The sequence below is a fragment of the Kitasatospora sp. NBC_01302 genome, from assembly GCF_035976515.1.
GTDB lineage: Bacteria > Actinomycetota > Actinomycetes > Streptomycetales > Streptomycetaceae > Kitasatospora.
Window position 1 is genome coordinate 6,047,521 of sequence record NZ_CP108404.1, and the last position, 16,615, is coordinate 6,064,135.

Here is a 16,615-nt window from a genome sequence, read left to right on the forward strand (position 1 = left end):
GCCGGGAGGCGGTCACGGCCCTGACCAACCACACGGTGAAGGACAGAAGCCATGACCACGCCCACCCAGGCGCCCATCACGTTCGAGCTCAAGCCTTCCGCGCACCCGCTGCCCGCGGCGGAGCGCGAGGCCAGGCTGGCGAACCCCGGCTTCGGCCGGATCTTCACCGACCACATGGTCACCATCCGCTGGACCGAGGGCCGCGGCTGGCACGACGCCCAGCTCACCCCGTACGCGCCGCTGGAGATGGACCCGGCGAACATGACCCTGCACTACGGGCAGGCCATCTTCGAGGGCCTCAAGGCCTACCGCCAGCCCGACGGCTCGATCGCCTCCTTCCGTCCGGAGGCGAACGCGGCCCGCTTCCAGGCCTCGGCCCGCCGCCTGGCGATGCCCGAGCTGCCCGCCGACGCCTTCGTCAAGGCCTGTGAGCTGCTCGTCCAGCAGGACCGCGACTGGGTGCCCACCGAGGCCGAGCAGAGCCTCTACCTGCGCCCGTTCATGTTCGCCGCCGAGGCGGGCCTGGGGGTCCGGCCCGCCAACGAGTACCTCTTCATCGTGATCGCCTCCCCGGCCGGCGCCTACTTCCCCGGCGGCGTGAAGCCGGTCTCGGTCTGGCTCTCCGAGGAGTACGTGCGCGCCGCGCCCGGCGGCACCGGCGCCGCCAAGTGCGCGGGCAACTACGCCGCTTCGCTGGTCGCCCAGGCCCAGGCCGCGGCCCAGGGCTGCGACCAGGTGGTCTGGCTGGACGCCGCCGAGCACAAGTGGATCGAGGAGATGGGAGGCATGAACCTCTACTTCGTCCTCGGCGAGGGCGAGGACGCGAAGATCGTCACCCCGGCCCTGTCCGGCGCGCTGCTGCCCGGCATCACCCGTGACTCGCTGCTCACCATCGCCGCCGACCTCGGCTACGCCACCGAGGAGCGCAAGATCTCCACCGACGAGTGGAAGCAGGGCAACGCCGACGGCACCCTGACCGAGGTCTTCGCCTGCGGCACCGCCGCCGTGATCACCCCGGTCGGCTCGGTCAAGTCCGCCCGCGCCGACTGGACCGTCGGCAAGGGCGAGCCCGGCCCGGTCACCATGCGCCTGCGCGAGACCCTGCTCGCCCTCCAGGGCGGCACCGTCAAGGACACCCACAACTGGATGCACCCGATCGCCTGAACCACCTCACCCGGGTGTTCCACGGCGCTGGGACACCCGGGTGGGTAGCCTCGAAGCGTTCCGCTCCGAGCCCTTCTCCTTCACCCTCGACACCGATCGCCTGTCCTGATACTCCCGTCCCGGATCGCGAGACGTCCCGACCGCCTTCCGGATCATGTGCCAGACTTCCAGCGTGTCCTCGCTCGCGCTCATTATTGGCAGCAGGCGCGCCGGTCCGCAGTGACCGTTCCGCAGTGATCCCCGCGGGACGACCACCGTGTCTCAAGACCCGCGCGCAGACCTCTCGCACCCGCGAGGGGTCTTTTGTTTTTGCCAGGTCCGGCCCACCCCACGCCGGCCGGCCAGGACCCGACGGACCGGCTCCAGCCCACCAGGCGGGAGCGGGAGCCGGGTGGCGCGCGGGATGGTGGACAGTGGAGCCGGGGACGGAAGACCGGCAGACAAGCAGAGACATCTCCCCGAACGGAGAAACCAGGGCCATGACCGACGGCAGTACGCGTCACCCCGACGACAGCTTCCACGTCTTCGACACCACCCTGCGCGACGGCGCGCAGCGCGAGGGCATCAACCTCACGGTGGCCGACAAGCTGACCATTGCACGGCACCTGGACGACTTCGGAGTCGGGTTCATCGAGGGCGGCTGGCCGGGCGCCAACCCCCGTGACACCGAGTTCTTCGCCCGGGCCGCCACCGAACTCGACCTGAAGCACGCGCAGTTGGTGGCCTTCGGGGCGACCCGCCGGGCCGGCGGCGAGGCGGCGACGGACCCGCAGCTGGCGGGGCTGCTCGACTCCGGAGCCCCGGTGGTCACCCTGGTCGCCAAGGCGCACGACCGCCACGTGGAGCTGGCCCTGCGCACCACGCTGGACGAGAACCTGGCGATGATCCGGGACAGCGTCGCCCACCTGCGCGCGCGGGGGCGCCGGGTCTTCGTCGACTGCGAGCACTTCTTCGACGGCTACCGGGCCAACCGCGACTACGCCCTCGCCGTGGTGCGCACCGCGCAGGAGGCGGGCGCCGACGTCGTGGTGCTCTGCGACACCAACGGCGGGATGCTGCCCGCGGGCATCCGCGAGACCGTCGCCGAGGTGCTGGCCGCCACCGGCGCCCGGCTCGGCATCCACGCGCAGGACGACACCGGCTGCGCGGTGGCCAACACGCTGGCCGCGGTGGACGCCGGGGCCAGCCACGTCCAGTGCACGGCCAACGGCTACGGCGAGCGGGTCGGCAACGCCAACCTGTTCCCGGTGGTCGGCGCGCTGGAGATCAAGTACGGGCGCCCGGTGCTGCCGCTCGGCAAGCTGGCCGAGATGACCCGGATCTCGCACGCCATCGCCGAGGTGGTCAACCTGACGCCCGGCACCCACCAGCCGTACGTGGGCGTCTCCGCCTTCGCGCACAAGGGTGGCCTGCACGCCTCCGCGATCAAGGTCGACCCGAACCTGTACCAGCACATCGACCCCGAGCGGGTCGGCAACACCATGCGGATGCTGGTCTCCGACATGGCCGGGCGGGCCTCGGTGGAGCTCAAGGGCCGGGAGCTGGGCTACGACCTCTCCGCCGACCGCGAGCTGGTGGGCCGGGTGGTCGCCAAGGTCAAGGAGCAGGAGAACCTCGGCTACACCTACGAGGCCGCCGACGCCTCCTTCGAGCTGCTGCTCCGCGACGAGGTGCACGGCAGCCGCGAGCGCTTCTTCACGCTGGAGTCCTGGCGCACCATCAGCGAGCAGCGGCAGGAGGGCGGCACGGGCAACGAGGCCACGGTGAAGCTCTGGGCCAAGGGCGAGCGGATCGTGGCCACCGGCGAGGGCAACGGGCCGGTCGACGCGCTGGACAAGGCCCTGCGCACCGCGCTGGAGCGGATCTACCCGCAGCTGGCCAAGCTGGAGCTGGTGGACTACAAGGTCCGGATCCTGGAGGGCCGGCACGGCACCGGCTCGCGCACCCGGGTGCTGGTGGAGTCCGCCGACGGCAGCGCGACCTGGTCCACCGTGGGTGTCGCGGACAACGTGATCGACGCCTCCTGGCACGCGCTGGACGACGCCTACACCTACATCCTGCTCAAGTCCGGCCTCGAACCGGAGCACCGGGAGCCGGGGCACCGGGAGACGGAGCAGGGCTGACACGGATGCGGGGACCCCGGCCCACGGGGTCCCCGACCGCCCCGGCGCACCGGCGGGAGCGCCGGACCGGGGCCCAGGTCAGCGGAGTCTGGCGAGCAGGGCGTGTTCGACGAGGGTGATCAGGGCGCTCTTGGCGCTGTCGCGGCGGCGGGCGTCGAGGGCGATGATCGGGGTGTCGGGGCCGAGCTGGAGTGCTTCGCGGACTTCGTCGGGGGTGTGGGGCTGGTGTCCGTCGAAGCCGTTGAGGGCGACGACGAAGGGCAGTCCGCTGTTCTCGAAGTAGTCGAGGGCGGGGAAGCAGTCGGCGAGGCGGCGGGTGTCGACGAGGACGACGGCGCCGATGGCGCCGCGGACGAGGTCGTCCCACATGAACCAGAAGCGGTCCTGGCCGGGGGTGCCGAAGAGGTAGAGGATGAGGTCTTCGTCGAGGGTGATGCGGCCGAAGTCCATGGCCACCGTGGTGGTGGTTTTTCCGGAGACCTTGCTGATGTCGTCGATGCCGGCGGAGGCGCTGGTCATGACGGCTTCGGTGCGCAGCGGGTTGATCTCGGAGACGGCGCCGACGAGGGTGGTCTTGCCGACACCGAAGCCGCCCGCCACGACGATCTTCGCGGAGGTGGTGGCGCGGGTGGCGGCCGCGGGGCTAGAGCTTGCGAAGTCCACTGAGGACCCTTTCGAGCAGCGTGACGTCGGGCTGGTTGCCGGATTCGCCCCCGGCGGCGGGCTGGTGGATGGCGACCAGGCCGGCTTCGGCGAGGTCGGCCACGAGGATCCGGGCCACCCCGAGTGGCAGGGAGAGCAGCGCCGAGACCTCGGCCACCGACTTCACCTCGGTGGCGCACAGCGTGCAGATCCGCTGGTGCTCGGGCAGCAGCGTGGCCAGGCGGGCCTGGTCGACATTGGCCGAAACCAGTGCCTCCAGAGCCAGTTCGTACCGCGGTCGGGTGCGGCCCCCGGTCATCGCGAACGGTCTGATCAGCGGACCGCTGTCCGCTTCGTCGGCACCCGCCGCGTCCTGGAGCCCAGCGGCCTGCCGCTGGTCCGCGGCGGCGGGCTCTGCCTGCGGGGCAGGCCGCATCTGCTGCTGCGGGTACGGCTGGCCGTGCTGCGGGAGGGGCCGACCGTACGGGTCGCCGTACTCGCCGTACTGCGGTCGGCCGTAGCTCTGGCCTTGGCCTGCGCCGGGAGTACCGAACGCGTCGTGGCCGGTGCCGGGGTACGGGACTCCGTACGAGCCCTGGCGATCGTCGGGCGGTGTCACGGTTCCTCTCCTCACAGGATGCGGCTGTTGCAAGGTGCGGGCGCGGCGTCGGCTGTGGGACCGGTGCCGGTGGTGCGAGGTGCCGTACAAGCCCGACACCGTGCCCGTCGCCACGGGCTCGGAAAGGGGCGGCTGGATACTACAAGTACTACGACGGTGACCGCATGCCCTCACCGGGGTACGTCCGATGGCCCGTCAGTGATACCCGATGGACCGTCAGGAGCGCTACGCCGGACCGAAAACAGCTGGTCCGAGGGGGCGTGACCGCAGTGCCGACCGACCGACGGACCGTCAGGGGCGTCGGTTCGGCGCAGTGCGCCGGGACGAGCCCCTGACGGCCGGTCAGTGCAGGAGGCTGCCCTGGAGTTCGGCTCGCAGGGCGGGGGTGAGGACGGCGCCGGCCCGGTCGACGAGCAGGGCCATCTCGTAGCCGACGAGGCCGATGTCGGAGTCGGGGGAGGCGAGGACGGCGAGCGAGGAGCCGTCGCTGATGGCCATCAGGAAGAGGAAGCCGCGCTCCATCTCCACGACGGTCTGGTTGACGTCGCCGCCCTCGAAGATCCGGCTGGCGCCGGAGGTCAGCGAGGTGAGGCCGGAGGCGACGGCGGCGAGCTGGTCGGCGCGGTCGCGCGGGAAGCCCTCGGACATGGCGAGCAGGAGCCCGTCGGCGGAGACCACCACCGTGTGCGACACCCCGGGGGTGTTGTCCACGAAATTGGTGATCAGCCAGTTCAGGTTCTGTGCGGCCTGGCTCATCTGAGTCAACTCAACGCTCCTGGTGGTTCGAGCCGCCGAAGAGATCGGTGCTGTCGTTCTGGTGTCCTGCCCCGGGGTGACCGGGCTGGGACATGTCCTGGGGGTCGATCCGGAAGCTGCCGGTCTGGCCGGACTCGCTGCCCGCGTTGCGGCCCTGGGCCACACCGCGGCGCAGGTTGGTCAGGCGACCGCGCACCTCCTCGGGGCTGCGCGAGACCTGCGGTCCCTCGCTGCTGCCCGACTTGGCGTTGCCGGGGACGAGGTTCTGCTTGGGGACCCGGCGCGGCAGACCGGATCCGGTCACCCCGCCGGCAGCCGGCTCGCGCACCTGCTCGGCGCGCTGCCAGGCCCCGTCGTTCGCCGACTGCCAGGCGGTCGGGCCGGTCGGGCCCGAGGCGCCGAGGCCCGACACCTGGTGACCGCGCGCCGCCTCGGCCTCGTCGGCCGAGGTGTCCTTGGCACCGGTGAACCAGTTCGGCTGCTCGTCCGAGTTCAGCTCGCCGATCGCGCGGGAGCCGAGCCCACCGCCCACCAGCTGCTGGCCGGGGCGGCGCTGCGGCAGACCCGAGTCGAGCGTGGGCGGCTGGGCCGCCGGCAGCGCCGGGGACTCGGCACCGTACGGGTGGCCGGCCGGGGTCTCGCCGCGGCCGGGGCCCGAGGTGCCCCGCGGCGCGAAGCCGTCGAAGCCGCGCTCGGAGACCTGCGGCAGGGCGGCGGTGTCCTGGTAGCCGTCGTCCGCCGGCTGCTGGTAGCCGTGCCGCTGGTAGCCCTCGGGCTGGTAGCCGCCGTCCTGGTAGCCGTAGGCCCCGGCGCCCTGGTCGGCGTAGTAGCCCTGCTGCTGGCCGTAGCCGCCGTAGGACTGCTCGGGGGCCTGCTGCTGGTAGCCCTGGCCGGCGTAGGGCTGCTGGTCGGCGTAGTAGCCGCCGTCCTGGTAGCCCTGCTGCTGGCCGTAGCCGTAGGACTGCTCGTGGGCCTGCTGCCCGTAGTCCTGCTGCTCCGGCTCGGGCTCGACGAACTCCGCCTCGACGTAGTCCGCCTCGGCGGCCTCCGCGTGGCCGAGCTCGGCCCGGCTGAACTCGGCGGTCGCGTAGTCGCCCTGCTGGAAGTCGTCCTGGCGGAACTCGCCCTGCTGCAGCTCGTCACGGCCGAAGCCCTGCTGCTGGAACCCGTCCGGCTGGAAGCCCTCGCCGGCGAACTCCTGCTCGCCGCCGTCGAACTCGCCGGCCTCGCCGGAGCCGGACTCCAGTGCGGCCCGGCGGCGCTGGTCCAGCCGCTGCGAGCGCTGCATCGAGTCCAGCGCCGGGCTGAAGCCGCCGGCGCCGCGCCCACCGAGGGCGAGGTTGTCGTCGAAGCCCAGCTCGGCCGCGCTGCGCGGCGCGGCGTAGCCGTCCTGGTCCCAGCCGGCGGTCGAGGGCTCCTGGTCCGCGAAGATCCGCGAGACCGTGAACTCCTCCTCCGGCTCCGGCATGGCGCGCATCTGGGTCAGCGCGGCCGGGAGCATGACCAGCGAGGTGGTGCCGGCCGACTCGCCCGAGGGACGCAGCTGGACGCGCACGTCGTGGCGGTCGGAGAGCCGGCCGACCACGAACAGGCCCATGCGGCGGGAGATCGAGGCGTCGACCGTGGGCGGCTCGGCGAGCTTCTCGTTGATCTCGGCGAAGTCCTCGGCGGTCAGGCCGATGCCCTTGTCGTGGATCTCGACCAGCACCCGGCCGTCCGGCAGCCGGGTCGCGGTGACGGTGACCCGGGTCTGCGGGCTGGAGAACGAGGTGGCGTTCTCCAGCAGCTCGGCGAGCAGGTGGACGAGGTCGGTCACGGCCGCGCCGATGACCTCGGCCTCCGGGATGCCGGACAGCTCGATGCGCTCGTACTGCTCCACCTCGGAGGCGGCGGCGCGCAGCACGTCGACCAGCGGGACGGGGGTGTTCCAGCGACGGCCCGGCTCCTCACCGGCCAGAACCAGCAGGTTCTCACCGTTGCGGCGCATACGGGTGGCGAGGTGGTCCAGCTTGAAGAGGTTCTCCAGCTGGTCCGGGTCGGCCTCGTTGTTCTCCAGGTCGGTGATCAGCGCCAGCTGGCGCTGGATGAGGCCCTGGCTGCGGCGCGAGAGGTTGGAGAAGATCGCGTTCAGGTTGCCTCGGAGCAGCGCCTGCTCGGCGGCCAGCGAGACCGCCTGGCTGTGCACCTGGTCGAAGGCGCGGGCGACCTCGCCGATCTCGTCCCGGCCCCAGAGCGGAATCTTCTCGACGTTGGTGTCCACCCGGTCCGGGTCGGTCTTGGAGAGCTTCTCGACCAGGTCGGGCAGTCGGTGGTTGGCGATCTCCAGCGCGGCGGTGTTCAGCACGCGCATCCCGAGGATCATCGAGCGGGCGATGAAGCCGGTGAGCAGACCGGCCAGCACCAGCGAGGCCACCACGATCGAGGCGTTCAGGATGGCGTCGGTCTGGGCGCTGTCCTTGGCGGTGACCGCGTCGTTGACGACGCTGTTCAGCAGCGAGGTCTCGGTGGACCGCAGCGGGTTGATCTCGCTCTGGGTGGCCTGCAGCCAGTTCGCCGGGGTCAGGCCGGCGGACTGTGCGCTGGCGGCGGCCTGCGCCGCGGCGGCGGCGGAGTCCGGGGTGGACATGCCGTCCGAGGCGGCCTGCTGGTAGGCCAGGCCGATGCTCATCAGGCCCGTCACGCTGGGCAGCGTCTGGTTGTCCGGCATCCGCAGCGGCAGCTTGGCATCGGCGGTGGCCTCGGCGACCAGTGCGTCCGCGTAGACGTGGTTGTCCTGCGGGGAGGAGCCGGTCTGGAAGCTCGCCAGCGCGTTCTGCTGGATGTTGGAGGAGACCAGCAGATCCTGGATCAGCTGGATGTTCTCCCACCGGGTGGTCTTCTGGGCGCCGATCCCGACCAGCAGCATCAGCATCTGGGCGCGCTGGGTCGAGGAGTAGGCCTTGGTCTGCGAGATGTTGTAGATGGCGCGACCGCGGTTCACCCCTGCGGCGCTGCCGGCGCCGACCGTACCGTCGATCGACAGCAGCGGGTTGATCATCACCGAGTAGGCGTCGATGGTGGCGCTCGCGTACAGCTCGGGCGTGTAGGCGACGCTGCGCAGGTGCGCCAGCGAGGCGGCGTCCGACTCGAACGCGTAGTCGTCCTGGGTGATTTCGGCGCTGTTGCTGATCTTGGCGACGGCGGCGCGGTACGTGGTCATCCGCTGGTCCGTGGTGGCACGCAGCTTGGCGACGGTGCCCTCCGGGTCCTGCCCGGTGAGCAGCGGGGTCAGGCTGAGGTCGCGCTCGTTCTCCAGCGCGTCGGCCAGGTTGGTGGCGGCGCGGGCCAGCTCGGCGATCTTCTCGGCCTGGCTGGCCTTGACGTAGCTGTCGAACGAGGTGTTGACGCGCAGACCGCCGAAGACCAGCGCGATGATGACCGGTATCAGCATGATCGAGACGAGTCGGACCGGCACCCGCCAGTTGCGGAAGGCCAGGAACTCGTACCGGCTGGTCCGCGTTGGACGTTCGTCGGTGCCGCTACCGGGCTCCAGGGGCGAACTGACCAATCGGCCCGGGGTACCGGAGCCGGGCAGGGGACGCTCGGGCTTCGCCGCGAAGGGGGAGAACCCGGCAGAACTCTGGCCGCTGCGGTCCGTCTCGCGGGGCTCGGAGCCCTTCTGCGGCGTGACTGGCTGCTTACGCCTCACTCGACAACAACCTCTCGGCCGCTCGGCGGCCATGGATCAATCCAGCGGCTACCCCTGGCCGCAGCCCGCTGCTGGGTGGAACTGCTATCTGGGTCACTTCGGGGGTAGCTGGAATTTCAGCACGTGCGGGAGAACGGGACAAACAGCTCAGCTGAGTCGCGCCTCGGAGCACATATAGGACATTCGGCCACAGGCTCCCCCAAACCCTCGGGTGCCGTAAGCCGAGCGCACCCGAACGACTACGGGTTGTCACCGAAACGTCCGAAATGCCTACCGAACCGTTATGCGATGCACAGAACCCGTAACGCGCAGGACGGATCGGGGACCCCGCGAGGTCCCCGATCCTTCGGTCAGCGGAGTCTGGCGAGCAGGGCGTGTTCGACGAGGGTGATCAGGGCGCTCTTGGCGCTGTCGCGGCGGCGGGCGTCGAGGGCGATGATCGGGGTGTCGGGGCCGAGCTGGAGTGCTTCGCGGACTTCGTCGGGGGTGTGGGCCTGGTGTCCGTCGAAGCCGTTGAGGGCGACGACGAAGGGCAGTCCGCTGTTCTCGAAGTAGTCGAGGGCGGGGAAGCAGTCGGCGAGGCGGCGGGTGTCGACGAGGACGACGGCGCCGATGGCGCCGCGGACGAGGTCGTCCCACATGAACCAGAAGCGGTCCTGGCCGGGGGTGCCGAAGAGGTAGAGGATGAGGTCTTCGTCGAGGGTGATGCGGCCGAAGTCCATGGCCACCGTGGTGGTGGTCTTTCCGGAGACCTTGCTGATGTCGTCGATGCCGGCGGAGGCGCTGGTCATGACGGCTTCGGTGCGCAGCGGGTTGATCTCGGAGACGGCGCCGACGAGGGTGGTCTTGCCGACACCGAAGCCGCCCGCCACGACGATCTTCGCGGAGGTGGTGGCGCGGGTGGCGGCCGCGGGGCTAGAGCTTGCGAAGTCCACTGAGGACCCTTTCGAGCAGCGTGACGTCCGGCGTGCCGCCCGACTCGCCGGCGGCGGCGGGCTGGTGGATGGCGACCAGGCCGGCTTCGGCGAGGTCGGCCACGAGGATCCGGGCCACCCCGAGCGGCACCTGGGCCAGGGCCGAGATCTCGGCCACCGACTTGACCTCCTGGCACAGCTGGACGATCCGCTGGTGCTCGGGCAGCAGGCCGGTGGTGCGGGCCGCGTTGCCGGTGGTGGAGATCAGGGCCTCGATGGCCAGCTGGTAACGCGGCCGGGTACGGCCACCGGTCATGGCGTACGGGCGCACCAGCGGCTGCTGCTCGTAGCCGCCGTTGTTCTGGTCGCCGTAGCCGGAGCCGTACCCGTTGCCGTACGAGCCGGCCGGTGTCGGGGGCGGGGTCATGCGGATCCTCCTTGCGCTGCGGCTGATTCTGCGTCAGCTGTGGGTAGGTCGCCGGGCCCGGCGGTGTGCCGGGCCCGACGGAGGGTGACGTGAGTCCCTGTCAGTGCAGGAGGCTGCCCTGGAGTTCGGCTCGCAGGGCGGGGGTGAGGACGGCGCCGGCCCGGTCGACGAGCAGGGCCATCTCGTAGCCGACGAGGCCGATGTCGGAGTCGGGGGAGGCGAGGACGGCGAGCGAGGAGCCGTCGCTGATGGCCATCAGGAAGAGGAAGCCGCGCTCCATCTCCACGACGGTCTGGTTGACGTCGCCGCCCTCGAAGATCCGGCTGGCGCCGGAGGTCAGCGAGGTGAGGCCGGAGGCGACGGCGGCGAGCTGGTCGGCGCGGTCACGCGGGAAGCCCTCGGACATGGCGAGCAGGAGCCCGTCGGCGGAGACCACCACCGTGTGCGACACCCCGGGGGTGTTGTCCACGAAACTGGTGATCAGCCAGTTCAGGTTGCTGGCAGCCTGACTCATCTGACTCAACTCAACGCTCCTGGTTATCCGTGCCGAAGCCGTTGCTGCCGCGACCGCCGCCGCCGAAGGCGTCCGGCGCGGCAGAACGGTAGCCGTTCTGCCAATCGTCGGCACCGGCGGGGCGCCCCAAACCGTCGAACTGCTGCCCGGGCTGGGCAATTCCCTGGCCGGCGGGGCCCTGGCCCGGCTGACCCTGGCCCTGGACCGGCACGGCCTGGGTGGACTCCGCGCCCGCCCGGCGGCCCTGCTGGATGCCGCGGCGCAGGTTGGTCAACCGGCCGCGCACCTCCTCGGGGGCCCGGGACACCTGAGGACCGGTCAGCGGAGCGGCCTCGGCGGTCCCCGCCACCAGGTTCGCCTGCGGCGTGCGCCGGGGCAGACCGGAGAGCGTGACCCCGTCCGAGGACGGCTCGCGGACCTGCTCGGCGCGGCGCCAGCGCTCGTCGTTGGCCGACGGACGCCACGGCGCCTCGCCCGGACCGCCGAACGGCTGCTGGCCGCCCTGACCCTGACCCTGCTCCGGCATCGGCCGGTGGGCCTGCTCGCCCAGGCCCTGCTGGCCCAGGCCCTGCTGCTGGTCGAAGCCGGGGGCGCTGGTGCCGGGGCGCTGCGGCTGGTAGCCGCGAGAGCGGCCCTGCTGCTGCGCCGCCTCCTCGGCCTGCTGCTGGTTGACCTGCACCGAGGCCATCCGGCTGGCGCCGCCGTTGCGGAAGCCGGAGCCGTCCCCGGCCTGCCCGGGAGCACCCTGGCCGTCACCGACGGCGGTGCCGTGCTCGGGCGAGCGGCGCGGCGGCAGGGCCATCGGCTGCTGCGGCTGCTGCGGCGCGCCCTGGTACGGCGCGGGCGGCTGGGCCTGCTGCTGCGGAGCCTGCGGGGGCATGCCCTGGTAGCCGCCGGGCTGCTGCGGGCGCTGCTCGCCGGCCGGCCGCGGGTTGGCCACACTCGGCAGCACCGGCTCGACCAGACCCAGGCCCAGCGGGTCGCGCGGGTCGATCTCGCTGGCCTCGAAACGCGGCCGGGAGAACGGCACGGTGCTCTCCACCGGGGCCGGCGGGGGCGTGTTGCCGCCCGGGCCGGTGCCCTGCGGGGCGTGCTGGGGAGCGGGCTGCGGGCCGGGACGGCCGAGCGCCGGCTGCTGCACGGTGGGCGGACCCTGCGGGTCGCCGCCCGGCGCCTGCGGGCGCTCGGCCGGCCGGCCCGCGGGACGGCCGACCTGCGGGCCCTGCGGGCGACCCGCGGGCGGCTGCTGGCCGGTGCGCGCAGGGCGCTGTGCCTGGCCGCCGGCCGGCGGCAGGCCCTGGGTCGTCTGACCGGGCTGACGCTGCGGCAGGCCGCCGGGGCGTCCGGCGGGGCCGACATCCGTGCGGGTGTTCGGGCCGGCGGCGCGGCCGTGCTGCGGCTGCTCACCGGTCCGGGCGCCCTGCGGCGCCGCGGGGGCACCGCGGCGCGGCAGGCCGGGACCACCGGCGGGTGCTCCGGCGGCCGGTGCTCCGGCGGGCGCTGCGCCGGCCGGAGCACCGCCGGCCCGGCGGCCACCCTGCTGCGGCGGGCTGCCGGGCCGGTTCTGGCGCAGCGACTCGCCACGCGCCCGGGTCGGCAGGCCGCTGCTCGGGCTGCTCTGGGCCGCCGGTGCGGCCGGTGCGCCCTGGGCGGTCGGCGCGGGCTGCTGGCCCTGCTGCGGAGTCTGCGGGCCCTGCGGACCCTGGCCGAGCTGCGGACGGCCGCCGGGCGCAGCGCCCGGGCCGGCACCCTGGCCGAGCGCGGGGGTCGGGTTGCCGGGCAGCGTGCGGTGCTGGCGCGGCGTCGGTGCGGCCGTGCGCGGGGCCTTGCTCGGCTGCGCGGGGCCGGGGCGCGCGCCGCGCCGGTCGGCCGAGTTGGTGACGTCGGTCGGGAGCATGACCAGCGCGGTGGTGCCACCGGAGTCGCTGGGACGCAGCTGGATCCGGATGCCGTGACGCAGCGAGAGGCGACCGACCACGAACAGGCCCATGCGGCGGGAGACCGAGACGTCCACCGTCGGCGGGTTGGCCAGTCGCTCGTTGATCTCGGCCAGGTCGTCGGGGGACAGGCCGATGCCGGTGTCGTGGATCTCGATCAGCACCCGGCCGTCCGGCAGCGCGTGGCCGGTGACCCGGACCCTGGTCTGCGGGCTGGAGAACGAGGTGGCGTTCTCCAGCAGCTCGGCGAGCAGGTGGACGAGGTCGTTGACCACACGGCCGGCCACCTCGGCGGACGGCACGGTGGCGAGTTCGATGCGCTCGTACTGCTCCACCTCGGAGGCGGCGGCGCGCAGCACGTCGACCAGCGGCACCGGTCGGGTCCACCGGCGGCCCGGGTCCTCACCGGCGAGGACCAGCAGGTTTTCGCCGTTGCGGCGCATGCGGGTGGCCAGGTGGTCGAGCTTGAAGAGGCTGGCCAGCTGGTCGGGGTCGGCCTCGCGGCTCTCCAGCTCGGAGATCAGCGACAGCTGGCGCTGGATCAGGCCCTGGCTGCGGCGCGAGAGGTTGGTGAACATCGAGTTGATGTTGCCTCGGAGCAGCGCCTGCTCGGCGGCCAGGCGGACCGCCTCGCTGTGCACCATGTCGAACGCGTGGGCCACGTGGCCGATCTCGTCGGAGGAGTCGACGCCGACCGGTTCCACGGTCACGTCCACGTCGTGCGGGTCGGTCTCGGAGAGCGTCTTGACCAGCTCGGGCAGTCGCCGCTCGGCGACGTCCTCGGCGGCGGTCTGCAGCCTGGTCAGCGAGCGCACCATCGAGCGGGCCACCAGCGCGGCACCGATCACGGAGATCAGCAGCACCAGCGCGACCACGACGCTGTTGAGGATCACGTCGTTGTCGGCCTGCGCCTGCAGCGACTGCGCCTTGGACTTGAGCTCCTCGAGCAGTCGCTGCTCGATCGCGGTGTCGGCGTCGATCCGGACGCTGGCCTGGTCGTACCAGTCCTGGTAGGTGCGCGGGTCGGCCTGCTTGATGCCGTTGGTGGCGAGCACCTGGGTGGCGTACCGGTCGGCCAGCTGGATGTTGGTGTTGTTGGTCTGGCGGGCGCGCAGCTTCAGCGCGGCGACGTTGCCGTAGATCGCGTTGAAGTTGGAGACGGCGTTGTCGAACGCGGTGTTCAGACGGAAGCCGAAGCTCTGGTCCGAGGTGGACATGTCGGCGCCGCCCGGGCGGGCCAGCGCGGCGGCGATCAGCGCGCGCTGCTCGGAGCTGGTCTCCTTCTCGGTGGAGAACTGCTCCAGCGCACGGGTGGCCTTGACCAGGTCGGGGTTGGAGGAGGCGAGCGCGATGTCCTGGCTGATCGACACGAGGTCCTTGATGATCGTGTCGTAACTGGTGACCGTCGCCTCGATGTTGTCCTTCTGGCTGTAGGCCGAGGTGCGGGTGGTGGGCAGCAGCTGCATGTCCTTGCGGACCTGCAGGAGCAGCGAGTCACCACCCGACAGGTCCATGCCGTCGAAGCTGTCGGCACGCGCGTTGTACGCCTTGGTCGCCACGTCGGTGGCCGCCCGCGCGTTGTTGACCACGTCGTACTGCTGGTTCGGGTTCGTGGTCAGCGGACCGGCGCTGACGTCGCGCTCCTGCTGCAGCGCGTCGGCCAGCGCGGTGGCCTTGACCGCCAGGTCGCTGAGGTTGGTCATCTGGGCGAGCTGCTTGGAGCTGGCCGTCGAGCTCGAGATGCGCAGGCCGCCGAGGACCAGCGCGACCACCACGGGGAGCAGCAGCAGCGCGATCAGTCGGGTGCGGATTCGCCAGTTGCGCAGCCGGAGCCGGCTGAAGCCGGTGGACCGGCGACGGTTCAGCGAGCCGCGCAGTCTGGCGCGCCCGCTCTCACGGCCCTCGCCGCCCTCGTCGAGGTGGTCGTCGGCAGCCTCCGGGGCGCCGCTGGTGAGCCGGTCGCCCGGCACGGCGTCCGGCTCCGACTGGTGGGGGGCAGCCAGGGGCTCCGCCGACTCCGCCTGGCCTGCGGCGCCGCTACCCCTTTTGAAACGTCCCTGCACTGGCGTCGCAACCTCTGGACCGGGCGCCCCTCCGCGTTACCGAGGACAGGGCGGTGGCGAGTTTCGATTTCGGCAGACCCGGCTGATCCGGGCATGCACACGAGCCGCCGTGGGTAGCTCCTCTGCACTGCGTTCGGCCGGTGACGGTCGGTTGGATCGCGCTTCGCGGCGCTCGCGGTGCCAAGGAGGTTTACCTCCGGCGGTTCGTGGCATTCCAGCACAGCGCGGGAACTCCAACAAGGGGCGGGGTGGCGACTGCAGGGGCGCTACCGAGTGCGTGCGCGGTCTCACAGACGGTGCGGTGCAGGTCGCGAATACGGCAGTTTTCGGACAGTTGACGGCTCATCGTCCGAAACTCGCCGCTCGGACGGCTTCCCGGTATGCCGGGTACTTCTGGATTGTCGGAATTTACTTCTTGGGTGAAATATCCAATATGCGCGCGTTGGCCGGGAAATTGTGAGCAAACTCACAGGTCAATGTGTAGCTTTGGTCACGGCGTCTGTGGAATGAGATCCCTACGCTGGCTGCTGAGTCCCACCGGTGCCCCAGGCGACCGGTTGCAGCGGACCACCGGTACTTCCCCCGAATCGAAGGTGCAGAAGCGATGTCCCAGACGCCGGCCGTGTCGGTCAGCAAGCCGCTCAGCAAGGCGGTCAGCAAGTCGACCATCGGCTCCCGCGCGACCGCCAACCCGCGCCGGACCACCCTGGCCTCGCTGGAGGACTTCAGCCAGCTGCCCGGCGCCCGCACCAGCCGCGAGCCGCTCGAGTACTCGGCCGACCTGCCGACCAGCACCGCCAACCCGCGCCGCACCATCCTGATGAAGGTGCCCGAGCAGCAGCAGGGCTGAGCTGCGCGCATTCCGTCCCGAGGGCGCCGTCACCGCTGGTGGCGGCGCCCTCGGCGATTGACCGGGCGATAGCCTGGAGCACTCGTCGATCCAGCGCTGAGAGGTTGCCCAGCCGTGCGAATTGCCAGGTTCTCTGTCCGAGAAGGAGGCGCTGCCGCCGGCAGTGTGTCCTTCGGTGTGGTCGAGGGGGACGCCTCCCAGCCGGAGTCGCTGACGGTGCACGCCATGGCCGGTCACCCCTTCGGCACTCCGCAACTGACCGGTGAGAGCTATCGGATCGGCCAGGTCAGGCTGCTCACCCCGATGCTGCCCAGCAAGATCGTCGCGGTCGGCCGGAACTACGCCGCGCACGCCGCGGAGCTGGGCCACCAGGTCCCCGAGGTCCCGCTCACCTTCTTCAAGCCCTCCACGGCGGTGATCGGCCCCACCGAGTCGATCGCCTACCCGCCGTTCTCCGAGGACGTCCAGCACGAGGCCGAACTGGCCGTGGTGATCGGCCGGATGTGCCGCGAGGTGCCGCTGGACCGGGCGTCCGAGGTGATCTTCGGCTACACCTGCGCCAACGACGTGACCGCGCGTGACGTCCAGCAGCGCGAAGGGCAGTGGGCCAGGGCCAAGGGCTTCGACACCAGCTGTCCGCTCGGTCCGTGGATCGAGACCGAGCTCGACCCGGCCGATCTGGCCGTCAGCTGCACGGTCAACGGCGAACCGCGCCAGAGCGGTCGCACCTCGCAGATGATCCGCGGCGTCGCCGAACTGATCGCGCACATCTCCGAGGCGATGACGCTGCTTCCGGGCGACGTCATCCTCACCGGTACTCCCGCGGGCGTCGGCCCGCTGCAGGTCGGCGACGAGGTCGCCGTCACCATCGAGGGCATCGGAACTCTCGCCAACAAGGTCATCTCCCGCGCTTGAAAG

12 protein-coding genes are annotated in these 16,615 nt (G+C 71.7%); 4 read left to right on the forward strand and 8 right to left on the reverse strand.

Features of this window, described 5'->3' with window-relative positions:
• The first annotated feature begins 51 nt into the window (after nt 1–51).
• A complete protein-coding gene (locus OG294_RS26485) occupies nt 52–1,164 on the forward strand; it encodes a branched-chain amino acid aminotransferase (RefSeq protein WP_327069049.1) in 1,113 nt (370 codons plus the stop codon).
• A 479-nt stretch (nt 1,165–1,643) separates the two neighbouring features.
• A complete protein-coding gene (cimA, locus tag OG294_RS26490; protein ID WP_327069050.1) occupies nt 1,644–3,287 on the forward strand; it encodes a citramalate synthase in 1,644 nt (547 codons plus the stop codon).
• A 78-nt stretch (nt 3,288–3,365) separates the two neighbouring features.
• Here the strand turns inward: cimA and OG294_RS26495 are convergent, their stop codons facing one another.
• From OG294_RS26495 to OG294_RS26530, 8 genes are all read right to left on the reverse strand, one after another.
• Nucleotides 3,366–3,950 carry a GTP-binding protein gene (locus OG294_RS26495; RefSeq protein WP_327069051.1) on the reverse strand — a complete coding sequence of 195 codons (585 nt, stop codon included), beginning with the start codon at nt 3,948–3,950 and terminating at the stop codon, nt 3,366–3,368.
• Nucleotides 3,931–4,548 carry a DUF742 domain-containing protein gene (locus tag OG294_RS26500; protein WP_327069052.1) on the reverse strand — a complete coding sequence of 206 codons (618 nt, stop codon included), beginning with the start codon at nt 4,546–4,548 and terminating at the stop codon, nt 3,931–3,933. The genes OG294_RS26495 and OG294_RS26500 overlap by 20 nt, the downstream gene beginning before the upstream one ends.
• Nucleotides 4,549–4,890: 342 nt before the next feature.
• Entirely contained in the window at nt 4,891–5,304 is a 414-nt protein-coding gene (locus OG294_RS26505; protein WP_184942492.1) for a roadblock/LC7 domain-containing protein, read from the reverse strand.
• A 10-nt stretch (nt 5,305–5,314) separates the two neighbouring features.
• A complete protein-coding gene (locus OG294_RS26510; RefSeq protein WP_327069053.1) occupies nt 5,315–8,851 on the reverse strand; it encodes a sensor histidine kinase in 3,537 nt (1,178 codons plus the stop codon).
• Between the two features lie 491 nt (nt 8,852–9,342).
• The gene (locus OG294_RS26515; RefSeq protein WP_184935419.1) at nt 9,343–9,927 is read right to left on the reverse strand and encodes a GTP-binding protein; all 585 of its coding nucleotides are present in this window, start codon (nt 9,925–9,927) and stop codon (nt 9,343–9,345) included.
• Entirely contained in the window at nt 9,908–10,333 is a 426-nt protein-coding gene (locus OG294_RS26520; RefSeq protein ID WP_327069054.1) for a DUF742 domain-containing protein, read from the reverse strand. Before OG294_RS26520 ends, OG294_RS26515 begins: the two co-directional genes overlap by 20 nt.
• Before the next feature lie 100 nt (nt 10,334–10,433).
• Nucleotides 10,434–10,847: a roadblock/LC7 domain-containing protein gene (locus OG294_RS26525; RefSeq protein ID WP_327071680.1), complete on the reverse strand. Its 414-nt coding sequence runs from the start codon at nt 10,845–10,847 to the stop codon at nt 10,434–10,436.
• 10 nt (nt 10,848–10,857) lie between these two features.
• Nucleotides 10,858–14,754: a nitrate- and nitrite sensing domain-containing protein gene (locus OG294_RS26530; RefSeq protein ID WP_327069055.1), complete on the reverse strand. Its 3,897-nt coding sequence runs from the start codon at nt 14,752–14,754 to the stop codon at nt 10,858–10,860.
• Between the two features lie 697 nt (nt 14,755–15,451).
• On the opposite strand from OG294_RS26530, the gene OG294_RS26535 reads away from it, so the two are divergent.
• Nucleotides 15,452–15,697: a hypothetical protein gene (locus OG294_RS26535; protein WP_327069056.1), complete on the forward strand. Its 246-nt coding sequence runs from the start codon at nt 15,452–15,454 to the stop codon at nt 15,695–15,697.
• Nucleotides 15,698–15,811: 114 nt separating this feature from the next.
• The gene (locus OG294_RS26540; RefSeq protein ID WP_327069057.1) at nt 15,812–16,612 is read left to right on the forward strand and encodes a fumarylacetoacetate hydrolase family protein; all 801 of its coding nucleotides are present in this window, start codon (nt 15,812–15,814) and stop codon (nt 16,610–16,612) included.
• The last annotated feature ends 3 nt before the right edge of the window (nt 16,613–16,615 follow it).

What these genes read in the sequence shown, in the direction of transcription:
- OG294_RS26485 (WP_327069049.1), top strand. Translation starts at nt 52, where the DNA reads ATGACCACGCCCACCCAGGCGCCCATCACGTTCGAGCTCAAGCCTTCC.
- cimA (WP_327069050.1), top strand. Translation starts at nt 1,644, where the DNA reads ATGACCGACGGCAGTACGCGTCACCCCGACGACAGCTTCCACGTCTTC.
- OG294_RS26505 (WP_184942492.1), bottom strand. Translation starts at nt 5,304, where the DNA reads ATGAGCCAGGCCGCACAGAACCTGAACTGGCTGATCACCAATTTCGTG.
- OG294_RS26520 (WP_327069054.1), bottom strand. Translation starts at nt 10,333, where the DNA reads ATGACCCCGCCCCCGACACCGGCCGGCTCGTACGGCAACGGGTACGGC.
- OG294_RS26525 (WP_327071680.1), bottom strand. Translation starts at nt 10,847, where the DNA reads ATGAGTCAGGCTGCCAGCAACCTGAACTGGCTGATCACCAGTTTCGTG.
- OG294_RS26535 (WP_327069056.1), top strand. Translation starts at nt 15,452, where the DNA reads ATGTCCCAGACGCCGGCCGTGTCGGTCAGCAAGCCGCTCAGCAAGGCG.